The 23,943-nt window shown below is 40.7% G+C and carries 21 protein-coding genes; 17 read left to right on the forward strand and 4 right to left on the reverse strand.

Features of this window, described 5'->3' with window-relative positions:
- Positions 1-4 precede the first annotated feature (4 nt).
- A complete protein-coding gene (locus OCV57_RS08965; RefSeq protein ID WP_267301233.1) occupies positions 5-3,490 on the forward strand; it encodes a glycoside hydrolase family 2 TIM barrel-domain containing protein in 3,486 nt (1,161 codons plus the stop codon).
- Positions 3,491-3,527: 37 nt separating this feature from the next.
- On the opposite strand, the gene bsh is transcribed toward OCV57_RS08965, so the two are convergent.
- Positions 3,528-4,502 carry a choloylglycine hydrolase gene (gene bsh / locus OCV57_RS08970; protein WP_267301234.1) on the reverse strand — a complete coding sequence of 325 codons (975 nt, stop codon included), beginning with the start codon at positions 4,500-4,502 and terminating at the stop codon, positions 3,528-3,530.
- Between the two features lie 227 nt (positions 4,503-4,729).
- On the opposite strand from bsh, the gene cls reads away from it, so the two are divergent.
- The gene (gene cls / locus OCV57_RS08975) at positions 4,730-6,259 is read left to right on the forward strand and encodes a cardiolipin synthase (protein WP_267301236.1); all 1,530 of its coding nucleotides are present in this window, start codon (positions 4,730-4,732) and stop codon (positions 6,257-6,259) included.
- A gap of 187 nt (positions 6,260-6,446) precedes the next feature.
- On the opposite strand, the gene OCV57_RS08980 is transcribed toward cls, so the two are convergent.
- On the reverse strand, positions 6,447-7,499 hold the full coding sequence (locus OCV57_RS08980; RefSeq protein WP_117863116.1) for a hypothetical protein: 1,053 nt from the start codon (positions 7,497-7,499) through the stop codon (positions 6,447-6,449).
- Between the two features lie 254 nt (positions 7,500-7,753).
- Between OCV57_RS08980 and OCV57_RS08985 the strand changes: the two genes are divergently transcribed.
- From OCV57_RS08985 to OCV57_RS09005, 5 genes are all read left to right on the forward strand, one after another.
- Entirely contained in the window at positions 7,754-8,290 is a 537-nt protein-coding gene (locus OCV57_RS08985) for an RNA polymerase sigma factor (RefSeq protein WP_022288371.1), read from the forward strand.
- Complete coding sequence (locus OCV57_RS08990) at positions 8,283-8,954, forward strand: DUF4367 domain-containing protein (protein ID WP_195220515.1); 672 nt, start codon at positions 8,283-8,285, stop codon at positions 8,952-8,954. The genes OCV57_RS08985 and OCV57_RS08990 overlap by 8 nt, the downstream gene beginning before the upstream one ends.
- A 228-nt stretch (positions 8,955-9,182) precedes the next feature.
- Positions 9,183-10,394, forward strand: coding sequence for an ABC transporter permease (locus OCV57_RS08995; protein WP_267301239.1), 1,212 nt, complete (start codon positions 9,183-9,185; stop codon positions 10,392-10,394).
- Between the two features lies 1 nt (position 10,395).
- Positions 10,396-11,673 (forward strand): hypothetical protein, encoded by a 1,278-nt coding sequence (locus OCV57_RS09000; protein ID WP_267301241.1) that lies wholly within the window; start codon positions 10,396-10,398, stop codon positions 11,671-11,673.
- A 13-nt stretch (positions 11,674-11,686) separates the two neighbouring features.
- Positions 11,687-12,349 (forward strand): ABC transporter ATP-binding protein, encoded by a 663-nt coding sequence (locus tag OCV57_RS09005; RefSeq protein ID WP_195246673.1) that lies wholly within the window; start codon positions 11,687-11,689, stop codon positions 12,347-12,349.
- A gap of 218 nt (positions 12,350-12,567) precedes the next feature.
- On the opposite strand, the gene OCV57_RS09010 is transcribed toward OCV57_RS09005, so the two are convergent.
- Both OCV57_RS09010 and OCV57_RS09015 read right to left on the reverse strand, forming a co-directional pair.
- Positions 12,568-13,152: an AAA family ATPase gene (locus OCV57_RS09010; protein WP_267301244.1), complete on the reverse strand. Its 585-nt coding sequence runs from the start codon at positions 13,150-13,152 to the stop codon at positions 12,568-12,570.
- On the reverse strand, positions 13,100-14,428 hold the full coding sequence (locus OCV57_RS09015; protein WP_267301245.1) for an AAA family ATPase: 1,329 nt from the start codon (positions 14,426-14,428) through the stop codon (positions 13,100-13,102). The genes OCV57_RS09010 and OCV57_RS09015 overlap by 53 nt, the downstream gene beginning before the upstream one ends.
- A 518-nt stretch (positions 14,429-14,946) precedes the next feature.
- Between OCV57_RS09015 and OCV57_RS09020 the strand changes: the two genes are divergently transcribed.
- The 10 genes from OCV57_RS09020 to OCV57_RS09060 all read left to right on the forward strand — a co-directional run.
- On the forward strand, positions 14,947-15,825 hold the full coding sequence (locus tag OCV57_RS09020; protein WP_267301246.1) for a hypothetical protein: 879 nt from the start codon (positions 14,947-14,949) through the stop codon (positions 15,823-15,825).
- A gap of 583 nt (positions 15,826-16,408) precedes the next feature.
- On the forward strand, positions 16,409-17,386 hold the full coding sequence (locus tag OCV57_RS09025) for a reverse transcriptase family protein (protein WP_267301247.1): 978 nt from the start codon (positions 16,409-16,411) through the stop codon (positions 17,384-17,386).
- 366 nt (positions 17,387-17,752) lie between these two features.
- On the forward strand, positions 17,753-17,998 hold the full coding sequence (locus OCV57_RS14385) for a MuF-C-terminal domain-containing protein (protein WP_181987725.1): 246 nt from the start codon (positions 17,753-17,755) through the stop codon (positions 17,996-17,998).
- Between the two features lie 161 nt (positions 17,999-18,159).
- On the forward strand, positions 18,160-18,378 hold the full coding sequence (locus OCV57_RS09030) for a hypothetical protein (protein WP_118054240.1): 219 nt from the start codon (positions 18,160-18,162) through the stop codon (positions 18,376-18,378).
- The gene (locus OCV57_RS09035) at positions 18,375-18,572 is read left to right on the forward strand and encodes a hypothetical protein (protein ID WP_118054238.1); all 198 of its coding nucleotides are present in this window, start codon (positions 18,375-18,377) and stop codon (positions 18,570-18,572) included. Before OCV57_RS09030 ends, OCV57_RS09035 begins: the two co-directional genes overlap by 4 nt.
- A gap of 159 nt (positions 18,573-18,731) precedes the next feature.
- Positions 18,732-19,067 (forward strand): hypothetical protein, encoded by a 336-nt coding sequence (locus OCV57_RS09040; RefSeq protein WP_147343124.1) that lies wholly within the window; start codon positions 18,732-18,734, stop codon positions 19,065-19,067.
- A complete protein-coding gene (gene vapD / locus OCV57_RS09045) occupies positions 19,064-19,504 on the forward strand; it encodes a VapD family protein (RefSeq protein WP_181987724.1) in 441 nt (146 codons plus the stop codon). The genes OCV57_RS09040 and vapD overlap by 4 nt, the downstream gene beginning before the upstream one ends.
- A 22-nt stretch (positions 19,505-19,526) precedes the next feature.
- Positions 19,527-20,138 (forward strand): hypothetical protein, encoded by a 612-nt coding sequence (locus tag OCV57_RS09050; RefSeq protein WP_267301248.1) that lies wholly within the window; start codon positions 19,527-19,529, stop codon positions 20,136-20,138.
- Positions 20,139-20,520: 382 nt separating this feature from the next.
- The gene (locus OCV57_RS09055; RefSeq protein WP_267301249.1) at positions 20,521-21,483 is read left to right on the forward strand and encodes a hypothetical protein; all 963 of its coding nucleotides are present in this window, start codon (positions 20,521-20,523) and stop codon (positions 21,481-21,483) included.
- Positions 21,484-21,620: 137 nt separating this feature from the next.
- On the forward strand, positions 21,621-23,943 hold a 2,323-nt coding region (locus OCV57_RS09060), incomplete at its 3' end, for an MSCRAMM family protein (protein WP_267301250.1).

Genomic DNA, 23,943 nt, shown 5'->3' on the forward strand with positions numbered 1-23,943 from the left:
TTTTATGGATATCTGTGAAACATACTCAGACAGAAAGCTTTTTTGCAACGATTGGGAATTTTACAAGGCGGCTTTCGGCTCTGACTACTCAGAGGACTTTCCTTTCAAGCCTGTGGACGTTCCCCACGATTGGCTTATTTATGATACCAACGAACTATATGAAACTTCTACAGGCTGGTACAAAAAGAATTTCTCTTACCAAAAGAAAGAGGGCATACGCACTTTTATCCGCTTTGACGGAGTTTACATGGACAGCAAGGTGTATGTGAACGGTGCTTTGGCAGGGGAGTGGAAATACGGCTACTCTGCATTTATGTTCGATATCACCGACCTTGTCAAGGATGGAGAGAACATTATTACTGTCCGTGTGGATCACCATTCGCCAAACTCCAGATGGTATTCAGGAGCGGGCATTTTCAGAAAGGTTTGGCTTTGCGAAAGCCCTGAGATACGCTTCGGCAATGACGGCATTTATATCACCACGTCAAAGCAGGAGGACGGCTGGCAGGTGACTGTGCAGGCTGAGATGCTTCGTCCTGAGGGTACGCCTCTTGGTGGAATCCGCATCAGGAACACCATTTTTGACAAGGACGGCAAAGAGGTGGCAAGCTATGAGTCTGACGCTTGTGGGGCGGATATTTCCTGCATACCTGAGGCGGTGCGTGTGAAAGGCGTGAGCTATTCTCTCACCGCTCAGACCATGACAGTGAAAGACCCTGAGCTTTGGGATATCACCTCGCCTGTGCTTTACACTATGGTGTCGGAAATTCTTGTGGACGGCGGCTGTGTACAGCGTGTAAGTCAGAAATTCGGCTTCAGGACTATCAAATTCAAGTGCGACAGCGGTTTTTATCTCAATGGCAGACACGTTAAGCTCCACGGCTCATGCGAACACCATGACAACGGCTGTCTTGGGGCAGTTTCCAATCCTGCGGCTATAAGGAGAAGATTTAAAAAGCTACGCAAAATGGGCATCAACGCTATCAGGACTTCTCACAATATGCCTGCGGAGGAGTTTATGGACATCGCTGACGAAACAGGTATGCTCATTCTCTCTGAGGGCTTTGATATGTGGGAGAGGTCAAAGACCGACTATGACTATGCTAGATTTTTTGATGAGTGGGTAGAAAAGGACGTTGCTTCATGGGTGCGCCGTGACAGAAACCGCCCTTCTATCATAGGCTGGAGTGTGGGAAATGAGATTTTTGACACTCACGCTTACGAGAGAGGTCAGGAGGTAACGGCTTGGCTCAAAAGGCTCGTTAGGCTCCATGACCCTGAGGGCAACGGCTATGTCACATTCGGCTCTAACTATATGCAGTGGGAGAACGGTCAGAAATGCGCTGATATTCTCAAGCTTGCAGGCTATAACTACGGTGAAAGACTTTATGAGGAACACCACGCCGCTCACCCTGACTGGATGATATACGGAAGCGAAACGGCGTCGGTGGTGCAGAGCCGTGGAATTTATCATTTCCCGCTGTCTGAAACCTTGCTAACTGACGATGACGAGCAGTGTTCATCTTTGGGCAATAGCTGCACAGGCTGGGGTGCAAAGAATACCGAGGCTTGCATTATCCCTGACCGTGACGCTGAATACTGTGCAGGTCAGTTCATTTGGACAGGCTTTGACTACATAGGCGAGCCTACTCCATACAGCACGAAAAACTCATACTTTGGTCAGTTCGACACAGCAGGCTTTGCAAAAGACAGCGCATATGTTTTCCGTGCAGAGTGGACAGACTATAAGGACGACCCGTTCGTGCATATTTTCCCATACTGGGATTTCAGCGACGGTCTGCCTTGTGATGTGAGAGTTTGCTCAAACGCTCCGAGAGTTGAGCTTTTCAAGGACGGCGTTTCAATGGGTGCATATGATATCGACCACAAGCATGGCAAGGAGCTGACAGCGAACTATGTCATACCATATGAAAAGGGCGAGCTTAAAGCTGTTGCATATGACGAGAATGGAAAAATCATCGCAGAGGATATACAGCGTTCATTCGGGGACGCTGTTAGGATAGAAGCTGTCCCTGACAAGACAGAGATACTTGCAGACGGCTCTGACCTTGTTTATATTGAAATATCCGCATTTGACAAGGACGGTACTTTCTGCGCAAATGCCAACAATCGTGTGAACGTCAGCGTTGAGGGTGCGGCAAGGCTTATGGGTCTTGACAACGGCGACAGCACAGACTATGACCAGTACAAAGGCACTTCACGCAGACTTTTCTCAGGAAAAATGCTTGCTGTTATTGGTGTGGCTGATAAGACGGGGGAGATAAAGGTAACGCTTACATCAAAGGGTCTGCCTGACTGTGTTGTTACCCTTGATGCTGTTAAGGCGGAATATGACAGCGGTACATCGTCGCTTGAAAACGTGGGCTTTGCTCCTACCGAGTGTGGAAGAACAGACGAGATACCGGTGAGAAAGATAGAGCTTTATACTGATACTTTTACTCTTGACAAGGATAACCCTGAGATAACAGTGAAATATAAGGCGCTCCCTGTCAATTCGGATTATGCTGAGGATATAGAGTTCAGGGTAACAAATGAAAAGGGCATAACATCTAATCTTGCAGAGTGCGAGGTAACAGCAGACAGCATTAAGGTGAAAGCAAAGGGTGACGGAAGCTTCTGGCTTCGTGCAATGTGCAAAAACGGCACTGAGCGTTATCACATCATTTCTATGCTCAAATTCACTGCTGAGGGTCTTGGAAACGCACTTACCGACCCATATCAGTTCGTTATCGGCGGACTTTTCACAAGGGCAAGCGACAACGTTTCAAGCGGCATGAAGAAGGGTGTAGGCTTTGCAACAGGCAAGGTCACATCATGGGCGGCATATGATAATCTTGACTTCGGAAGTGCAGGCTCTGACACTGTTACGGTGCAGATATGGGCGAACACCCTTGACCCTGTTAAAATAAGCTTCTATGACGGAATACCTGATGAGAGCGGAAAGCTTCTTGGCACGTTTTGTTATCACAAAGAGCCTGAGTGGATGATCTTCAAGCCTGAAACTTTCAAACTTTCAAGAAAGCTCAAGGGTATTGAGACCCTTTGTATTCTTACTGAGGACGGTTTCCAAGTGGGCGGTTTTAACTTTGAAAAGGAGAGCCGTGAATTTGCGGTGAATAATGCGGCTGATGCTGACAACATTTATGGTGACAAGTTCACAAAGGGCGAAAAGTGTGTGACCCAGATAGGCAACAATGTTATGCTTGATTTCGGCGAGTTCGATTTCTCTGAAAAACAGCCGAGCAGGCTCGTTATAAGCGGAAAGTCACCGCTTGAACTCAACAGCATACATCTTATTTTGAACGGCAGCGAGGGCGAAAACCGCATACTCTGCGAGTTCAGGACAGATGACAGCGAAAATTATGCTCAGAAGAGCTTTGATATCTCAGGCGTCAGCGGCAAACAGAAAGTTTCATTCGCTTTCCTGCCGGGCAGCAATTTCGATTTTGAATATTTCAGATTTGAGTAATAAAAACGCTCCGTACAGATTTTGTACGGAGCGTTTGCTAGTTCTGAAAGTTTATTATCTCGTTGGTTATCATAGGGTAGGCAATAAGCTTGGCGGAATCAAGGTCTTCTTTGTGCATATCAACAGCGGATATCTGATGTCCGTTGTAGGTGGTATAATAGTAAATGCCCTTTTCAGTATTGCAGCAGCTTGTATAAATGGTTATCTCATACTTGCTCTCTGCCACCTCGCAGCAGCCTCTTTGTTGGTCAACTGAGTTTAAGATGTGGAAGAACTGGCTCACACTGCTTTGCTCGTCAGGGGCGGAGCGTGAGTTCATTTTCACAAATGCGGCTCTTACAAATCTTGACTGCGAGGACAGGTCACCGGGTAGTCCCATTGCACCCATGCCACGGCTGTAGGAAGTAAGGTCCAGCTTATCAGAGAATGTGTTTTCAGGCTGTTTAGGGGAAAGTCCACGGAAATCGTTGAGCCTGAACATCTGCATATCAAAGGTTGGATTGTTCGTGAGCACTCCCACTGGGTCGTCATATACGTTTATGCCCTCTTTTACAGATTCGACCACGATACAGTCGTTCTTGTCAGCTATTATCCAATGGAGCTGACCTGCCGGCATTTGCGGGCTGAACTGAGTTTTGGTTATGTTTATCTTTTCTATAAGCGTCCTTGCTTCTGTCACGTTTGCACACTGACAGAGTATCCATGGGATAAACTCAAACTGCGCAACGTTGTCCCTGCCGTCGATATCATCACGGTAAAAGGCATTGCCAACAAAGTTAAGACCTGCCATGGCAAGACCCTTTTCGTTGGCGGCGTCATAGAAAAGAGGATAATCCTGAGCAACATGAGCTGTGCCTATTACCGCATAATGGGTAGCTATCCTGCCCATATTAACAAAGTTAAGGGGAAAGTTTCTTGGCATTATGACTATTTCCTCGCCGTAGGAGCTTTCATAGTCAAGAGTTCTTCCAAAGTAAAAATCGTTCGTTTTATAAGTTGCCGCAGTACACATTTTGTTACCTCCGTTATCAATTATATTATTTTTGTAGGGGCGAACACTGTTCGCCCGCCTACAGACAAAGCTATCAGCAGGACATATCTCATATTTAATATAACACTTTTTAATAATAAAATCAATGGCGTTGACTTATGTTAAAAAAATTGTTATAATAATGGTAACAACGCATAATGATAGTGTTTTGTTGTCCTAAGATGATAAATGAAAGGAGCGAAACGGAGTTGACGTGGAACAATGTAAAGAAAATAGCAGGCAGAGTGGTGGCGGTGATAGTTCCTGTGGCGATGCAGTTTTTGTGGTATCTTCTCATACTTAAATGGCTCAGCAAGGCGGCAGGGCTTCTCAGCATCGTGCTTACTGTGCTGTCATTTCTGTTTGTGCTTTATATCAACACAAAGCGTGAGGAGAGCAGCTACAAGACCCTTTGGCTTATTGTGATACTTACTTTTCCCGTGCTTGGTGCAGTTATGTATATAATTTTCGGCAATAACAATACTGCGAAAAAGCTTGAAAAGAATATCACAAAGGCAAGGCTTCACATGGACTATGAGCTTTCTGACGGGGAAAAGTGCATAGGGGAGCTTGAACGTGAGGACAAAAGGCTTGCTCAATCGGTGAAAAGGATAAGCGACGCAACGGGATTTCCTATGGTGAAGCTTGACAGCGCAGTGTATTTTTCCGTGGGCGAGGAAATGTTCGCTGATATGTGCAAGGAGCTTGAAAAGGCTGAGAAATATATTTTTGCGGAGTATTTTATTTTGCAAAACGGCAAGTTCCTTAACACTGTGGTGGATATCATGGCGAAAAAGGCGGCTCAGGGCGTTGACGTCAGGATAATGTATGACGACCTTGGAAGTATTGCAACATATTCTCTTGCAGACGCTTTGAAGCTTGGTGAGAAAGGTATAAAATGTGTGCCTTTCAATCCGTTCCTTTTTATAAAATCACAGCTCAACAACCGTGACCACAGAAAAATAATGGTGGTGGACGGCAGAGTTGCATACAGCGGCGGAATAAATCTTTCGGACGAGTATATAAACATAGGCTCGAAATATGGTCACTGGAAAGATATCGGCTTTAAGATAACAGGTGAGGGCGTAAAAAGCTACACCTATATGTTTATGGAGTTCTGGAACGCTTTTTCAAATGACATGATACCTCATGACCTTGTGGGGGAGAGCTTTGAAAAAGAGGGCAAGGGTGGCGACGGCTATGTTTTGCCTTATTATGATTCCCCTATGGTGGACGAAAATGTGAGCAACACGTTTTTTTCTGAGATGCTCTATGCCGCAAGCGATTATGTGTGGTTCTACACACCGTATCTTATGCTTGGTGACAGCCTTTTTGACGCTTTTATAAGGGCGGCTAAACGTGGGGTCGACGTGCGTATCATAATGCCCGGTATCGCTGACAAAAAGGTGGTTTTCAGGCTTTCGAGAAGCTATTATCGTCAGCTTATCGAGGCAGGAGTGAAGATATATGAATACACCCCTGGGTTTGTTCACGCAAAGGGCTGTATATGTGATGACAAGCTTGCGGTTCTTGGTTCGGTAAATCTTGATTACAGAAGTCTTTTCCTGCATTTTGAGTGCAGTTCTATATTCTATGATTCGTCTATAATAAAGACTTTCAAGGCGGATATCCTTGAAACCCAGAGCAAGTGCAGACAGCGCACGCTTGAGGACACAAAGCGTGGTTTCTTTGGACGGCTCATTGACGGCGTGCTAAGGATATTTGCACCATTGCTTTAACAATGTTAATAACCACGCTGAACGATCTGGTGGCAGTTGTGGCTTGCTATGGAACTAGCTGGATATTCCTGCTGAATGTTTTGAAGCTGGGGTAAAAAAATAGAATAAGATAAAAAAGCCGATCGCATCCATTTGGGTGCGGTTGGCTTTTTCAGGTTTGGCTATTAGATTCAAGGTAATGCCTATCTTATTGAATAATTCTGCATTTGGAGTTTTCTTCAATTTCTGAAAAGACCTTTTTTTGATCGATTATTGAATCATAGTATGACTTCCTTATTTCTTTGAGCAAAACTAATTTGTTATTCTCAATTTTTTTGAATTGATAAATGCCATAGATCTTACGGTTGAAAAAGTAAATGAAAGATACCAGTTTTTCATCTGACAAAAGTTCACCATTTTGTGATTTTACGAAAGATATAATTTTATTATAGCCACGGAATTTACGCTTTTTATTTAAGATAGAGGTGACATTCTTTACGTTGTTTTTTGATCTTGTAACTATTATTGTTACAACAAATAATAGATTTACCAAGAAAATAAACCAATTGCCTTTTTTAACATCATATTCAAGTGATAAAACAGAGATAAACTCTAGGATATATAGTATTTTTATAAACACTGTTGATAAAGAAGTCATATCATCATCAAGCAATAGTGATCCATAAAATATTATAATGGCAAAAGATGCTGAAAAGTTAAATAGCAAAAAATATTTTTTTACATCATTGTTTATGTTAATAATTATAGCAACAGCAAAAAGTATCATGTAAATAGTAAAAAAAGTATAAACCGCAGGTGCAATAATATTTTCATATATCCTAAATTCCCGCAATTTTCGGGTTATAAATTTATACGCTAAATTTGGTTCATTGATCGGATTTGGAATTTTATCATTGATTTCAAATAGTTTATCTTTTATGTATTTTTTTATTTCCTCTTTATTTTTATCATTAATTAACTGATCTAACTGATAGTATTCGTCAGTCGTTTTAGTGTATTTTAATAAATCATAAAATTCATTAAAATCAGTATCATCTTTGTTGATCTGCTTTAAAGCCGATTCAAATGTAGCTCTTGCTTCACGAAATTGTTGGTCTTTTTGGTCACGATACTTGTTTGCACTTTTGTGATACATATTAAATATCCAGCTTAGTATAGCTATGACCGCTGTTATGATTATAGTGTTTACTCCGTCTTTCTGTATACGTTCAACGATTACTTCTGAATTTATGTTTACCATAAAAACCTCCTATTTATTTTAGTCTTACACTATAAATAATAGCGAAAGTAGTCGTTTCGTGCATCATATTGTTGATTTATATTTGAATTTTTGTAGCTTTAACTAAATTGAATGGCTCAATCATGTTAGTTTTATACAAGTATAAATCGCAAAATGTATTATAATTTCGGGTTATAAGTTTATTTGTTGGTATCTTGAAAAGTATGTCAATATGTGTTATGCTTAGTAACATAAGTAACTCAGGGGGGAATCAAATGTTAGCTGTATGTATGACCTTGATAGACAACGATAAGGATCAGACGTCTTTTGAAGATTTTTATTACAGAAATCGTCAGATAGCCTATGCTTTTGCATACAAGATCTTGAATAATTCTGCGCTGGCAGAAGAGGCTTGTGCAAATGCTTTTTTCAGCATCGCAAAATGTTTTAAAAAAATTCACAATTATTCTTTGCACGATATGGACGCATATCTTATTAGAACTATTAGAAACGCCTGTTATGCGATCTACAATAAGGAAAATCAAAATCCAACATCGTCTATATTTGATCTTAAGGTGGAAGATGAGCCGAGTGAGGATTTTTATGATGATATTGACTTAGATCTGCTTATAGATGCGGTAAGAAAGCTGGATGATAAACTAAAGTCTGTGATAGCATATAAGGTTTATTATGATCTGACCGCTGATGAGATCGCACAGATCATGGGCATTTCTAAGAGAACGGTATTTAATTATCTGAACAAAGCCAAAAGACAAATTTTAGATTTGATCGGTGGTGATCGTTTTGAATGATAAGTTAAGACGGGCAATAAAAACAGGCATAATTGATGAAGACTATAAGGATTATTTGGCTGTCGAGGAGATATCGCACGATTTTTCGGAGAGATACGAACAAAGGATGGGCGAGCTGATAAAAACTAACAGAAAAAGCGGTCACAGACATATAAAGATCACTCTAAGATTTGCTGCGGCGATAATAGCTGCGGTGCTTGCAGTCGGCTCTGTTACAGTCGCCGCCGTGCCACCGCTGCGTGAATGGTTTGTTGGAGTTTTTGTACAGGATAATAATAGAAACGCTGAAATAACGCATATAAAAGATAATTCTTTGGACGATTTTAGCATTTATAATTTTGTTAAGTATGTACCGACATTCGTACCTAGCGAATTTGAAATCAAATCTGTTGTCACTACCGATACAAGGCATGAAATACATTATATATCAGGCGATAAATACATAAACTATTCGCAAAGTTCTTTGACAGTGTCTAATCAGGTAGATACCGAAAATATGAAGACTGAATGGGTAGATATTAACGGCAAAAAAGCATTCATTTCATATGACAGTGAATATACAATAATTGCATGGACAGATGGAACTTATGCTTTTGAAATAGACGGTAATTTGTGCAAAGATGACATAATTCGTATGGCAAATTCAGTTAAGTCTACAAATTAAAAATTCGTGATTTATTGCGAAACGAGAAAGGAAATAAGTATGATTATTAAGAAAATTGTTACGGGAATTGTTGCATTAGCAACTACGTCAGCAACCAAAGAGGTATATGGTCAGTCATATGTTTATTATACCCATCGTGTAGAAGTTAGAACAGATAATGATAATCAGATTGCTATAGACAATGTATGTTATCGTATAAATCAAAATAAGTAATATTAAGAGGACTAAATGAAATACGTTTTTATTAACCTGAAAAATTTTGCCGTAAAGAATGTACTTATCTTTATTCTATTTATTGTTTGCGCCGTTACTGATGTGCTTATAATATTGTTTTCACATGGTGCATTTCAGAATTTTAAAGCAAGCAAGGATTTTGAAAAGCAAAAGAAGTATGTATTTAACTATACTTTTTCATTTGGCGATATAATAGATACTCAGGAAGACAGTGATGGCAGGATCTTGTCTTATTTTGGAACAGATTCTATAACTCCTGTTCAGCTTCGGGAGGTGCTTGACAAGCTTGATGATAATTCTAAAGCGTCAATGCCGGGTATGTATTTTGGTTTAATGTTTGATCAAGACGAGCTTAAAATTGATGAGTGTTTTGACGACGGTCAACCGTATCTTATGTCTGCGGTGCGCATTCAATATGATGAGGAGTTGAATGATTATAGTTTATACGAATCGTATGTCGACAACATGAGTATACGCAAAGGCAGATATTTTACTAAGGAAGAATATGCTTCAGACGAAAATCTGGTCGTGCTGCCTAGCGGCGCAAAAGATGATATGATCGGCAAGAATGTTGAACTGCTTGGCAAAAGCTATAAGGTCATAGGCATATTCGGTAATACTGTACAAGAGGAATTTCAGGTGCCATTTAAAACGTTGGGTGATAACTGCACTATTTCAAGCATAGGTTTTCTTGATGACAATGCTCTAGATACAGAAAGCTTTTTTAAGCTGAAAAAAGCTTTCAGCGAAGTTCTAACGTGTAATGTTAATTTTCCTCCGATAGACACGATCGATATGACTGAAATAAAATTCTACAATTCCGTTATATTTATGTCCGTAGCCGTTGCGATAGCTTCTGCAATAAACCTTGCAATGCTTTTCAGATACATAATAAGATCCCGTGCTAAACAGACTGCTATATTCATGCTGTGCGGCTGCACGTCAAATAAAATAAGACGGATGTATATAGCCGAGATAGGTATGATATCAGTGACGATATATGTGATATTTGCATTGGTATTCAATTATGCGCTGCTTCCTAAGCTTACTTTGTTTTTTGAGTATATCAAGGTCGCATATAATTTCAGGGTATATATGACCATATTTGGAATATATATTATTTCTATTTATTTGTTCCTTAACATTGTGATATTGTTTACAAATAAAAGATCCCCTGTGAAAATGATGAAAGAGAGGGGAAAATAATATGATAAAATATGGTTTAAAAGAATTTGCAAGAAATATCTACAGCAATATTTTTATCGCTGTTCAGCTCGCCATTGCATTTATTATAATGTCGGCGGCTGTTTCTTCTGTCCTTTCAAGAATAGAGATGTATACTCCTGTAAAGAAATACTTTCCTGATGGCAAGGGACTATATATATGTAATATATATGATGCTACTTCTCTTGACGATGAGCTTAAAAATATTGATGATGTGGAGTCGGTGACAAGCGGATATGATACAAGCTTGTATTATTCTCCGTCATCAAAAGATCTATCTAATGGACTTGGTGACGATAGAATGAGCGTTAATGCTTTATCTGAAGATATGATAAAGTCATTTACGCCGCAGATGAGTTCGGGAAAATGGCTGTCTAATGCGTCGGCTAACGGAGATTTGATACCTGCTGTTGTGACTGAAAACAGCAACTATAAAACGGGTGACATAGTTACCATTATGCACAAAGAGAAAGTAGGGGAGATGTCCCCTGATGATGAGGATTTTGACTATGCTGATCCTTATAAGTATGAGTATGTTAAGAACAAGGTGGAAATTGTCGGTGTCATAGCTGACGGCTCACAGTTGCTGGGGTTTTCATCTGCATATTTAGGCACTGAGGATAGTATAAAAGAAAAGCCTGATTTCAGAGATCTTTATGCTAATGTCAATAAGCATGGCAACATGATGCTGATAGTTCCGACAGACTGTCTTAAAGATATAAACTGTAAAATATATCCTTGTGGCAATCAAATAGTAACGTTAAAGGATAATGTAAGCAATGAGCGTTTTAAGGAGCTTGAATTATATCTGAGAGATTATGGCAGGGTTTTTGACTTTGAGGATTTCAGAGAAAATTCGCTTGTCTATATTAATGGTCAGCTTATCAAGCTTGTTCCAATGCTTATATGCGTGATAGTTCTTGTTATTGTAAGCTCAGTTTCGGCTTCGGCAGTGAACATAAAAAAGAGACTTGGAGATTATGGTATCTATTATCTCTGCGGAGCAAAGTGGAACGCATATATCAAGATAGATCTTGTGTGTGATCTTATGACCGCAGTTATGGCAGCCGCCATTGCAGTGTGTATTTCAAATGTTCTTACTATGAGCAAATTTATGGGAAATACAGTGATAAGTTTTGGTTGGCTGCACTTGATCGGCTGTGTATGTATCGTTATCTTGAACATTCTGATCTCACTTTTGATACCGGGCGTTATAATGAGACGAAATACACCAAATGAGATCTTGATGATAAATGAATAAGAGAGGCATTATAATGATAAAGCTTGATAAAATAATAAAGATATATAATCCAAAGAAAGCCAATGAATATGAGGCTTTGCATGGGGTATCATGCGAGATATCAGACGGTGAAATGGTAGCGATAATTGGAAAATCAGGCGCAGGAAAATCCACACTTTTGCATATCCTTGCCTGCATAGACAGCTATCAGAGCGGTGAGTACACAATTGACGGCACTTTGGTAAAAAATTTATCGGAGTGGCAGTATGCAAAGATAAGGAATGAAAAGATAGGCATTGTAATGCAGGACTTTGCACTTGTTGAGGATTTTTCTGCCCTTGAAAACGTATTGATTCCATTGGATTTTGCAAAGAAAAAGATAAAGAATAAAAAAGAAAAAGCTCTTGAAGCATTAAAAGCTGTTGGTATGGGGGATCTTTCTAAGAAGCCTTGCAACAAGCTTTCGGGAGGACAGAAGCAGCGTGTTGCTATAGCCAGAGCAATTGTCAACGAGCCTGCCATGATACTTGCGGACGAGCCTACAGGAGCGCTGGACACAAAGACCTCGGCCGAGATAATGGAGCTTTTCAAACGCCTTAACAAAGAGGGAAAAACAGTCGTTATCGTTACTCACGATCCAAAAGTCGCAGAACAATGCAGTCGTGTTATCGAAGTGTCTGACGGTAAGATCATATAGAAAAAATCCAATTCCCGCACATCAAATGCAAAGATCGCATCGTAATATCGGCTGTTTAGCGTGATATGCAGTGGGTGTGACATATCCTAATAATATAATTCGAACTTTTTTATCTTTCTTTTCTTTATATCTGTTTAATAAGAGTAAAATTGTCAGAAGTAAAAAAATGACCGCACCCGTGAAAGGTGCGGTCATTGATTTTTTTGTATGGCGAAGCGTTAGTTTTGGTTTGGTCTGTATGTTTTTGCCATGCGTGAGAAGTGTGAAAGGAGCTTGCTGTCAATGAACTTGCTTACTGCTGTGATGGCAGGTCTTGCACCTGATTTGACGTTGTAGGTGTCGGCTGTTATCTTATCTACCGCCTTTGCAAGCTCGTCTGCACTGAACAGGGAGTCCATATTCAGCTCAGGGTGAAGCCTTTTGATGACTTTTATTTCGCTCGCAAGCCGTTTTTCAACTATCTTTCTGTACACCGATCTTGATATCTCGCTGAAAGTGTATTTCTGTGAGAAGCGGTTGATAAGTTCGACGTCAAAATAGTCGGAAAGGTCGCTTATGAGTTGTGTTTCCGATGTGCTGTCTGAGTTGAATCCAATGCTTCTGCTCTTTGCGGTACAGCCTGCGTTGGTGGTGGCTATTATTATGGACTTTGAGAAGTCTATAACGTTTCCTTGACTTGTGGTGAGAATGCCCTCGTCAAAGACAGACATGAATAGTCTTTGCACGGATCTGTCGCACTTTTCAAACTCGTCAAGGAGTATCACCTGATAGGGATTTGAGCTTATCAAAGGGCAGTTCAACATTGCTGTCGCTTCCAAGATAGCCTGCAGGCGAGCCTATAATGCGGTTTATGCCTGCGTCATAATAGAATTCCGACATATTCAGTGTGATAGGTTTCTCGCCTGCACAGTTTTTGGCTATTATCTTTGCGACCTCTGTTTTGCCCACCCCGCTTGGTCCGATAAAAAGCATTGTAAGCGGTCTTTTGGTCGGTCTTATGTGGAGCGAATGAAGTTTCAGCACGTTGACAAGGTCGTCTATGATAGCTTCCTGACCGCAGACGGCTGAGAGGTCACGGTGAAAGGCTCTCTCGTTAAAGGCGTGGGGCGTGCTGTGACCTGATGTCATGCGGAAAGCTGTTTCTTTTATATGGCGGTCGGTGAGAGTAATTTTCATCTTCTTGTCAGAAGCGTTCTTCACCACGGCGGAAGCTATGGAGCGGTCAAGTAGCGTTATGGCATTGTCAGGGCGGTGTGAGCCTGAGTAGCAAAATTCGTCTGCGATATCAACAATGTGCTCTGCCTTGCTTCTGCTCAAAGCGAATGAGATGTTATAGTGGTTTGCAAAATGCTCGTTCATACTGAGAAGGATCTCCACTGTCTGCTCGTGGTCTGCTTCGTCAACTATTATCTTTGTCATACGCCTGCAAAAGGCAGGGTCGCTGTCGATGAGATTTGCTTCCTGGGTCGTTGTCGCTCCTATGAGCTTTATTTTTCCACGGCTCAGAGCAGGCTTCAAGATCTGAGCGACGATCCGATATGCCTTTTCCTGAAAAAGCATATGTATTTCGTCGATAAACAAAATTCGCTTCTCGTCCTGGTCGCTCATATAGTTTATGAGCATTTTGACCTTATTTTCAAGGTCGCCCATAAGGCCTGAATCTGCCACGATATCAGAGAGCTGTAAAGCATATATCTTATAGCCTTTGAGCTGTGGTACGATGTTCTCGCTGTTTTTGAGCCTGTAGGCAAGCTCCTCTACTATCTTGGTTTTTCCACAGCCTGCAGGACCGCAGAGAAGTGCGTTGGGCTTGTCAGAGCTTATGAGAACAGACATCATCATAGAGAGTATGTTCTCTCTGAATTTTGTTTCTGTCTTTCTTGCTTCGGCAAGGTCGAAAAGCATTGTTTCGGGGTCAAATACCTTTGCTGTAAATGGATTTTGTCTCGTGTTTTGAATCTCCACAGGATCAGGCTCGTAAAGCTCGTCCAGTGGGTCAAAATCATCGTCCTCGGAGATGTTGATACAATCATACGCCTCATATTTCTTGATGTATTCTATATCTTCTGTTTGTGGCATTTTTATTCCACTCCTTTCTTGGTGTTTTGTTGACGTCTTCTGCGCCTTTTGAAATTTTCACGCATACGGGCAATGCTGAACGGCGCTAATATCAGCTCCTCAAATATTATGTATGCGCAGTTGCTTGGAATAGTATCCCTCACAGTGGCGAGCATTTTGCCCACTGTACAGCCACCATGATCTTCATTTTGGTAGTTCCCCGACCACGCTTTTTGATATGATAATACTCTGTGCAGTCACATTCCAGACAAACAAAACCTTATGGAAAACGCAATTCAAATAGAAACTCAAGGCATTTGTCTTTTGAGTTCAATTTCATCTAAAAAACTATGATGCTGAGCTTGCTTTTGAGTGTGTTTCTTTTAGGCATAACGATTTTACCTCACTTTTTGTTGTTATGCCTATATTATATCATACTATCTGTCCGTTTGTCTGGACTTTTGCTTGCTGAGAAAAAGTGATAGTCATAAAGAAAAATAAGGATCGTTGGTTATATAGACAAGAAAATAAACAGGCTTTTGGGAGAGAAAGAGATACAAGGGCTTTATGACGGGCTGTCAGGCAAAAGAAACGATCAAGAGGGCTATAACTACAGAGTAGCATTTGTGAAAGGTCAGCGAAGAAATGATATCTGTTGTACCTTATGGTATCAAGACGGCACGGCTTATGAAAAAGCACCGCTGACATACTTTGATATGTGTGTTTTTGACGCTGTTTGCACTATATGGAACAATAACAGAAAGGATTTTTATCTCAACACCATATGGGAACTTCTCAGCGGAAACGAGGACATTAGATTTTCACGAAATGCACTTAAAGACAAGCTAAGAGAAAGCGTGGAAAAGCTCCAAAGGCTGAGGATCTTTATTGCCAGCACTGAAAATGCTCCGCAGAAAGTAAGTGACGGCATTTGGGAACGTTTTATCAACGTGCAAAGGGGCGAGGATTCCAGCGGCAGAGAGGTCTATGAGATAAAGTCCTGCCCGAGGCTGTGGACATATGCAGTGGAGGCGCAGGAAGGGCAGATAGCACGAGTGCCTTTATACAAACTAGACGGGCGGAGATATTTCAAGCTGGACAGTGGGCAGGACGGTTTCGATTGTTCTAATATCTCAGCGCTGTGCGACTTTTTGAATGATCCCGATGAACGTATTAAGATCATCAGGAGAATGAAAAAAGAGTCAATACTTGACCCAGAATACAAATGCAGCATGTGGAAAGTTGTTTTGCATTTTTATCTTGCCCACAGGCTGTCCATAATAAAAAGAAAGAACAAGATGAGATTTATAAGCTATGATACGATAGTGAAGCTTATGGAGGACTATCTACTTGAAAGTCTGAAAAACGGCAAGGAGAAGGAATTGCTTCTCCAGTGGAGCTTTTGCTATATGACGTAGGCGACCCTGCCCAGGAAAGAGTATCATTGGTGGGTCTGCGAGGAATATTTTGACGAAAAAACGGATAGTCCGGTGGGGATAGTGATAAAAAGGAAAAAGCTCGAGAGGTGGTGATATTGAGAGGTGATAAAAGCAAGGCTCGGCTTTTTTCCCTATCTTCGTGTGGCTTTTTTGTGTATTCATACAAAATATTGGCGTTTGACGCAAAATGTCAGGATAACCCATTGACGTGTCGTGCATAAATTGGTAAAATGATATCAGAGTGTTTATATACAGCCATTTTTTTCGTTGTACTCTGCGAGATGCACCAATTGTTGTGCATTTCGCGTGATATAATTATCTCATAAAATAAACAAGGTGCTTTTATCATGAGTACATAACATGGTTTAATAAAATATGACAAGCGTCAGCAGCGATATTGCAAAACGCATAACTACAGCGAGTCGCTGTGGAAGTTTCAGGGAATAGTAGCTTTATCAAAAGCTTTTTCACCGAATCGGATTTAATTCCATTAAATAAAATTCGGCTCCAAAGCATTTGAATCTTGTGCTGACGCTTGTTATTATTTTTTTGAGGTGACAAAATGAATGATATTGATAATGATATCATAAGGATCTCAGAGGAGCTTGATGTTCCTTTAAAAAAGCTTTATATGCTTAGCAACAACCGAATACGCTATCATAAACGAAATCAGAAAAAGTGTTATTCGAATTACCGCAAGGTGATAATACATCGTGGCAGAGGGCATAAAAACAGGGTGTTAAAAGTGCCGAACGAATATCTCAAGCTCGTTCAAAGAAGGATACTTGAAAGGTATCTTTACACGCTGTCCGTATCTGAGTATGCCACTGCATATTGCAAAAACTCTTCACTTTTGAAAAATGCAGAGCCGCATATTGGTCAACAGAGAGTGCTTAAACTCGATGTTTCAGGCTTTTTTGACAGCATTGATTTTGGCAAGGTCTATGGGGTCATGTGCGAGCTTGGTTTTTCTAAGCCTGCTACAACGCTGCTGACAAATATATGCACTCATAACAGCATACTGCCACAGGGTGCGCCAACATCTCCGCAGATATCGAATTTGGTGATGAAAAGATTTGATGAGAGGATAGGCAAGTGGTGTGGAGAGCGTGGCATAAATTACACAAGATACTGTGATGATATGACATTTTCAGGTAGAAAAGCTGAGCTTAACGCCAAAGAGATAACGCAACTTGTGAGCAGGGCGTTGCGGAAAATGGGGTTTAAGCTGAACATGAAAAAAACGACGCTTATCGGCTCATCGCAACGTCAGCAGGTAACGGGGATAGTAGTCAACGAAAAGGCGCAGATCTCGTCGAAGCAGCATCGGGAGATACGTCAGGAAATATATTACTGTGAGAAATACGGAGTTTCCCAAAGCCTGTTTTTCAAAGGTGCTGACATTACGCCTGATAAGTACATAAATTCGCTGCTTGGCAGGATATCCTTTGCATTGCAGATAGACCCTGCGGACGTGAAAATGCATGAGTATTTCAAGGTGGTGAAAAAACTCAAGAGTGAGGTGTGCGGGGAAAAGTAGGGCAGAACATGGAAGGTATGAAACTTCAGATAACAAAAGCTCGGAAACAGCACAATGTGCTATCTCCGAGCTTTAAACTCTGGTGATCCGTACGGGAATTGAATTAAATTTTTCACATTTTCTAACTTGCCGTGATATGGATTTTATCCCGTATCTACGGCATTTTTTAGTTTTAACGTGTTTTATAATCCTGTCCTTTATCGTAACTTTTCGGAACGTGTAAAGGACAGACAAAGGACAACGTTATGGTCATACTCCTGTTATTTTCTTTTGAGAAGAACATCAACCAAATAATATGGAGGACACGAAAATGAAAAAATATTCTCGATGAACTTTACGACTATGACCTGTTCCACCTGACCGAGATTGAAGATATGGACGGTTCATACAAGGCAGCCCTTAATCGTAACATCAGAAGTTGACAAGAGTGGTAATCCGATAATTGCGAGCATAAAGCCAAACGGCAAAGGTAGATATGAAGTTGAAAATGTCAGCTCTAATTTCATTACAAGTGTGTATGGGAGAAATAATTTTTCTGAGTATTTTAGGAGAATAGTTCAATCTGATAATCTCCTTTTTTGTGACAAACAAAAAAAGCCAAGCAATGTTTGAGAGATGGGGAGAACAATACTCCGAATTAACAAACAATCTTGACTTCAATATCATTGTACACCAAAGTCGCAATATTGTCAAGGGTATGCAGAAGAAAAATAATGCAGAACAACTCTCTTTCTTTGAAAATTCGACATTGGAAGATACGGAAGTTGAGAACAATGGCTGAACATCATCTCGGAGCAATAGATTTTGAACTTTCTAAGTTCAAGAACAAGTCAAGAATAGAGGGCTACAGAGCCGCATTCTTCAAGGACGATGAACATCATAGTGGCTCTATGACGCAGATTTTTCTGACCTTTCTCATATACCGATTGCCTACACTACCGATGAGATACTTGAATTTCCGATTAATGTTTTTGTTGACCTCGAAAAAATGAAGTTGGTGAAGCGGTATAATAATAACAGCGAATTTGACAGCGGAGTATATTTTGGAGAAAGTAAAGACAAAATGTATATGATTTTGGGTAATCTTGAATTTGATGAACTGGTGAGCGTCCCTGATTATGTTAGAGAAGAAATTGGAAAAGACGATGCGCTTGACATGACAAATGATAGATCGTTGTCATTATAATTTTTTCTCGAGAGTTTTCCCTGAAAACAAGTTCATAAATGTTTTAATCAATTCAAAAATGCACAATATTTGGTGCGAAAGTTTGGCTATTCTGCCGTTGACGTGTTTTCTTGGTGTATGGTATAATATAGGTGTAGAAAACATATGGGAGGTATTATTTTGGCATACAGATATAAGATTGAAATTGAAGTCGATGAAAAGAAAATCAAGACTGAAAATAATTTCACCTTTGATGAAGTTTGTGAAAAAATTCGCTCTATTTTTGCAAAACAGGGAATAGATGAAGATAAGAGTAGTAATAACGTGCTATCTTTTTTCAGTAATAAAAGAGATAGCAATGAACTTGCTAAATTTGGCGTAGCTGAAAAAGATTTGATTGACAAGCAAAACGGCATTTTAGTTTATTTGAAGAAAATAATTTGGTATGATACATTGCATGGAGCAGAGTCAAAAGAAGATGTTCTGGAGGTTGCCAAACGGCATAATGTTATATGAGTGTATCTACTTGCAAAAAGGCAATTAATTTTGATTTAGATACAAATGCACTTAAAATTAATTATGGTGGAAGTAATTATCGTGAAGCATATATTGATATAGAAACTTTCATGGAACATAATGGTTTTGAACATAGGCAATGGTCGGGGTATATATCAAAATATGAAATGAGTACGCAAGATATTCAGATGATAGTTATAAACATGGGCAAAACTTTTCCGTGGCTTGGTTCATGTGTAAAAAAGTTTGATGTGACAGACATAGGACAGCAACACGATCTAACCGAATTGATTAAAAGTTGTTCTGCACATATGAAAAACCATGAAAATATTAAACTTTTTGAGTGGCAAAATAGCTATGAAACCTCATGTTCAGACATCTCAATGTTAGACGATGAACCATTAGATTTGATAGAGAACAAACATAGAACTTTGTAGAAAACATATGGGAGGTATAACAATGGTAAAAGATTATAAGTATTATAAAAACTTGCCCGAACTTGACGAAGCGAAGATAGAGAGCCTTATCAGACCGAGCAATGAAGTTGATGATTTTATCAAAAAAGGGGAAGAAAAGCTCAATGACCCTGAGTTTGATAAAAAAACAATGCTTCTTTACACCATTGACGAAATAAGAGATTTTGTCGGTGAGGAGTTTTGGTCGGCTACGGAACAGCCACAGCACATAGCAATGACCGAAGAAGAACGTTGTCTTGAACGAATGAAAGCATACTATAATCAGCTTGACGGCATGGGTGAGAACCATGATTTCAGTGGCTCAAGAAAAGCTTTTTTACGCACATCGAAAAAATTCGAGATACAATTCAAGAATATGCTTTTTGAGATGAAAGTCAGCGAAGAAGATTTTTGGAAAAGGTTTGACCGCAACTCTGAAAGATACTGGCTGTCACTTTACTATCCACTTCTCCATACGCAGAGAGAACTGCCCTCAGAAAAACCAATAGAAATGCTCAGAACACACTATATGTTCTGGATCAATCATATGGTTGAGGAATTTATTAATGATACATATATTTACTCGCTAAATATGCAGGCAGGATATTTCAGCTAAATTTGTCCACGGACAAAATGAAAAATTGACACAAAGAAATGATTGTGATATAATCTAGTTTGGAAAAGGTAAACTTAAACGGTAGGCGGTGTCCTCCCACACGGAATGGTCTGAATATTGTCAGCCGAAAGGCTCAGGCAAAATAGGATATTCGGGAGGTGATAGAATGGACTTAGCTTTCTTTGTCTTAACTATCGTGCTGATTGTCGCTCTCAACGAGCTGATAAAAAGCATAAAAAAATAACCGCCCTCGACCAAAAGTTGCGGTTATTTTTTACATAATCAAAAACTGAGGACAACCGTCTATACGGTTTACCTTTTCTATATATAAGTATACACCACTTTAAGATATATGTCAAGTCTAAAAAAGGAGGACTCCACAATGAAAAGAACAGATATAACAAGAACGATAGCTTCCCTGCTGATAACAGCCGCAATGCTCGGCGTGACAGGCTGCGGAAATGTTAATACAGATACATCATCAGCCGCTCCAAAAGCGACAACCACTGCTGCCGAAACTACAGAAATGGGTACAATGACAAGCCGTTCGGCAACAACTACTGTTTCTTCTGATGACAGCTCATCAAGAGTAACCACAACGTCTATCGTGACGGGAACAGACCGAAACGGAAATGTTACCACTCTGATAATCGGAGAGGGCGGTAACATACTTAGCACCTCCCCGAACAGTAAGACCACGACCACAACCTCCGAAAAGAAAAATGGCAAGTCCACCACCACAAGAAAGAACAGCTCTAAGGCAAGCAACGGCGGAACAGTAAATAACGGCGGTCAGAGCTACAGCGGAAACACCACCAACAACGGAAACGGCAACTACAACTATCAGCCTGCGGAAACACAAGCTCCTCAGACGGAACGTCAGACAGAAAGACAGACAGAACGTCAGACAACCACAATGGCAAAGAAAACGCAAGCCCCAAAGCCGACTACAACTACAACGGCTAAGCCAAAGTTTAAGCTGACACAGAATGATATAGACAGACTTTGCAGAGAACTGAATGCTTATTCAAGAACACAATCATGGGACTTCATTTCTTCCATTTATGAAGAATGTGGATATTCTTCCATTGAAGAATGTTACGAAACACTGGAGCGAAACACAAACCTTGAAGATAACTCGTGGGGTACACCTGATACGGTTTCACCTGACACTTACTCCTCATATGACGAGCTTTATCGTAAAGTAAAGGGACATCTTGATGACCTATATAATGTAATTGGTAGAGATTCATCACATATCACACTCTATCAAGAATGGCACGGCGATGGTTCAGCAATAAACTCAGGCGGAAAACCTGCATGGGAGATATACTTGACTTATTAATAGCGCAAGAATACAAGAAGTGAAAATTGAATATACGCTTTAAAGCAATTCGAGAATTTCGAGTTGCTTTTTTTATTGCAAAAATTCAAGCCACACGGCTTTTTAGATAGATAAAAAATTTTAGGAGGTAAGGACAAATGAAAAGAAAAACGCTTTTCAAAAGGCTGAGCAGTGCTGCAATGGCTCTCCTGCTCAGCTTGTCGGCATTAACGCAGGGCATAACAGCCTCAGCGTTTTCAAGCACAAACAAAGCCACACAGCAGTGGCTCAATGAATGGAGCTATGATTTCAGAGGCTCAGGACTTCCAAACGGCTATGACATTGAAACTGGTAAGTCCAATGACACACACTTCACAGGCTACTGGGCAAGCTCAGTGCCGTATTTCTCAACATCTGACGGCAGCTATGCTTATTGTATCAACTTCGATAAGCTGCACACAAGTGGTACAACCTCTAAGCAGGAAACGCTTGATGAATATTTAAAAAGTGGTCACGTTCCTGACAGTATGCAAAGACAGATCAAGGAGTTTTGCATTTACAGCTACAAGGGAAAAACTCAGTACGGCTACTCTAAGGATACCGAGATATGTGCTTCAAGCATAATGGCTCAGGCTGTTTCGGCAAGATACTATGACGGCAGTTCAGCAAGCCTTTCAAGCAACGAAACAAAGTTACTCAACGCATATAGCTACAACGGCAGCAACGCTTCTGCTCATCACCAAGAGTTGGTCGAGTGCTACAAAAAGATGAAGTCTGAAATGGTTTCGCACTATGATGTTCCGAATGGTACGTCAAAGAATAAGAATATCATAGGAAAAAGCGCAACATATCCTGCAAAATATGATGTCAAGACAGGCAAGTGGACAGCCACAGTTAAGCTTGACAGCCTTTCACAGTTCAGCGTTTCAAAGCCGAACTCAGTGACTGTTACACGCTCAGGCTCAAATATGACTATCACAGCAGACAATGAGAAAGACCTGAAAAATGTTGTTTTCACGCTCACAAAGACAAAGGGCAAGTATGTTGAACACATAGACGAGTGTTCACCTCTTATCCTTTCGGGCGGCTCAGACGTTCAGGAAATGGTGGTTTCCTGCTATGAGGACAAAGACCCTGTTAAGGCATATATCAAGCTTAAAATTGATATGCCTACAGGCAACGCTGACCTTGAAAAGAACTTCATTGATTTCTTCGGAAACGAGGAAACAAACGTTGCCGACAAGCTGAAAGCTGTTAAATTCAACCTTGTTATGAAGAACGGCGACAGCGATCTATTCATCAAGGCAACAGGCAGCGACGGCAAGTATACATTCAGCTCAACTGTTTCACAGGCTAACGCTACAGATATGACACTTGACGCTGACGGAAATATCCACGTTTCAGGTCTGCCGCAGGGCAGCTATTACTGGAAGGAAACAACTACAGCTAATGGCTATGCACTGAAAACCAAAACAGACGTAACTGTTGAGGCTGATAAAACAAGCAAAACAGTAGTAGATAATCAGAGAACATCTGTAGACAAGGGCGAGCTTGTTATCTACAAAACTGACGAAAGTGGCAAAAAGTATCTCAGCGGAGCAAAGTTTGAGATAACAGCAGCCGAAGATATAGTAGTAAGCGGCGGCATAACGATACGCAAAAAGGGCGACATTATCGACACAGTTACAACCGATGAAAACGGAAAAGCTGTTATTACAAAGGACATCTATCAGGGCTATAGCTACACTGTTACAGAGATAGAAGCACCTAAAGGCTATTCGCTGAACAGCGAGCCTCAGACCGTGAAGATAGCAACAGATACTGCTGATTTTGGATCAGAAGTGTCTGTTAAGAACTCACCTTGGACAGCACCTTTCATCATCACCAAGAAAAACCTCGGTGGTGAGCTGCTGCCGAACTGCGAGTTCGAGATACTTGACGAAAACAAGCGTCAGATAACAACAGGCATTACTGATGAAAACGGCATTGCAACGTTCTCACTTGGCTACGGTAAGTATTTCTACCACGAGATAGCAGCACCTGAAAAGTACATCATTGACGATACTCTCTATCCTTTTGAGATAACCGAAGAGGGCGTATCGGTATACGCTGAAATGACGAACTATCTCAAAGAGGGTTCTATCAAGGTCACAAAGACCACAACAGGCAACCTCAACGTTAAGGATATAGGGTTCATCGTTAAGGGTATCTCCGACACGAACAGCGACATAGAGCGTGAGCTTTTCACCGATGAAAACGGCGAAGCACTCTTTGAAAATCTCCCTATCGGCAAGTACACAGTAACAGAGGACGGCTCAACAGTTCCTTATGGCTATTTGGTAGCAGACTCAAAACAGGTCACTGTAGCATACGCACAGACAGTTGACACGGATATGGTCAACGAAAAAGTTCTTGACACAAAACAGGCTGATGTATACCGCCATTCACTGGATTCTGTGGTGCAGTTCGTTGTTTCTCAAA

Origin of the sequence: Hominimerdicola aceti, assembly GCF_025567495.1 — a bacterium.
Taxonomy (GTDB): domain Bacteria; phylum Bacillota; class Clostridia; order Oscillospirales; family Ruminococcaceae; genus Hominimerdicola; species Hominimerdicola aceti.

Excerpts from the sequence above, each read along its gene's own strand:
- OCV57_RS09000 (WP_267301241.1), top strand. The coding sequence starts at position 10,396 with ATGATAAAATATGGTTTAAAAGAATTTGCAAGAAATATCTACAGCAAT.
- OCV57_RS08980 (WP_117863116.1), bottom strand. The coding sequence starts at position 7,499 with ATGGTAAACATAAATTCAGAAGTAATCGTTGAACGTATACAGAAAGAC.
- OCV57_RS09030 (WP_118054240.1), top strand. The coding sequence starts at position 18,160 with ATGGCTGAACATCATCTCGGAGCAATAGATTTTGAACTTTCTAAGTTC.
- OCV57_RS08985 (WP_022288371.1), top strand. The coding sequence starts at position 7,754 with ATGTTAGCTGTATGTATGACCTTGATAGACAACGATAAGGATCAGACG.
- OCV57_RS09025 (WP_267301247.1), top strand. The coding sequence starts at position 16,409 with ATGAATGATATTGATAATGATATCATAAGGATCTCAGAGGAGCTTGAT.
- OCV57_RS08965 (WP_267301233.1), top strand. The coding sequence starts at position 5 with ATGGATATCTGTGAAACATACTCAGACAGAAAGCTTTTTTGCAACGAT.
- OCV57_RS09055 (WP_267301249.1), top strand. The coding sequence starts at position 20,521 with ATGAAAAGAACAGATATAACAAGAACGATAGCTTCCCTGCTGATAACA.
- OCV57_RS08995 (WP_267301239.1), top strand. The coding sequence starts at position 9,183 with ATGAAATACGTTTTTATTAACCTGAAAAATTTTGCCGTAAAGAATGTA.
- OCV57_RS09015 (WP_267301245.1), bottom strand. The coding sequence starts at position 14,428 with ATGCCACAAACAGAAGATATAGAATACATCAAGAAATATGAGGCGTAT.
- vapD (WP_181987724.1), top strand. The coding sequence starts at position 19,064 with ATGAGTGTATCTACTTGCAAAAAGGCAATTAATTTTGATTTAGATACA.
- OCV57_RS09035 (WP_118054238.1), top strand. The coding sequence starts at position 18,375 with ATGAAGTTGGTGAAGCGGTATAATAATAACAGCGAATTTGACAGCGGA.
- OCV57_RS09010 (WP_267301244.1), bottom strand. The coding sequence starts at position 13,152 with ATGTTGAACTGCCCTTTGATAAGCTCAAATCCCTATCAGGTGATACTC.
- OCV57_RS09005 (WP_195246673.1), top strand. The coding sequence starts at position 11,687 with ATGATAAAGCTTGATAAAATAATAAAGATATATAATCCAAAGAAAGCC.
- bsh (WP_267301234.1), bottom strand. The coding sequence starts at position 4,502 with ATGTGTACTGCGGCAACTTATAAAACGAACGATTTTTACTTTGGAAGA.
- OCV57_RS09050 (WP_267301248.1), top strand. The coding sequence starts at position 19,527 with ATGGTAAAAGATTATAAGTATTATAAAAACTTGCCCGAACTTGACGAA.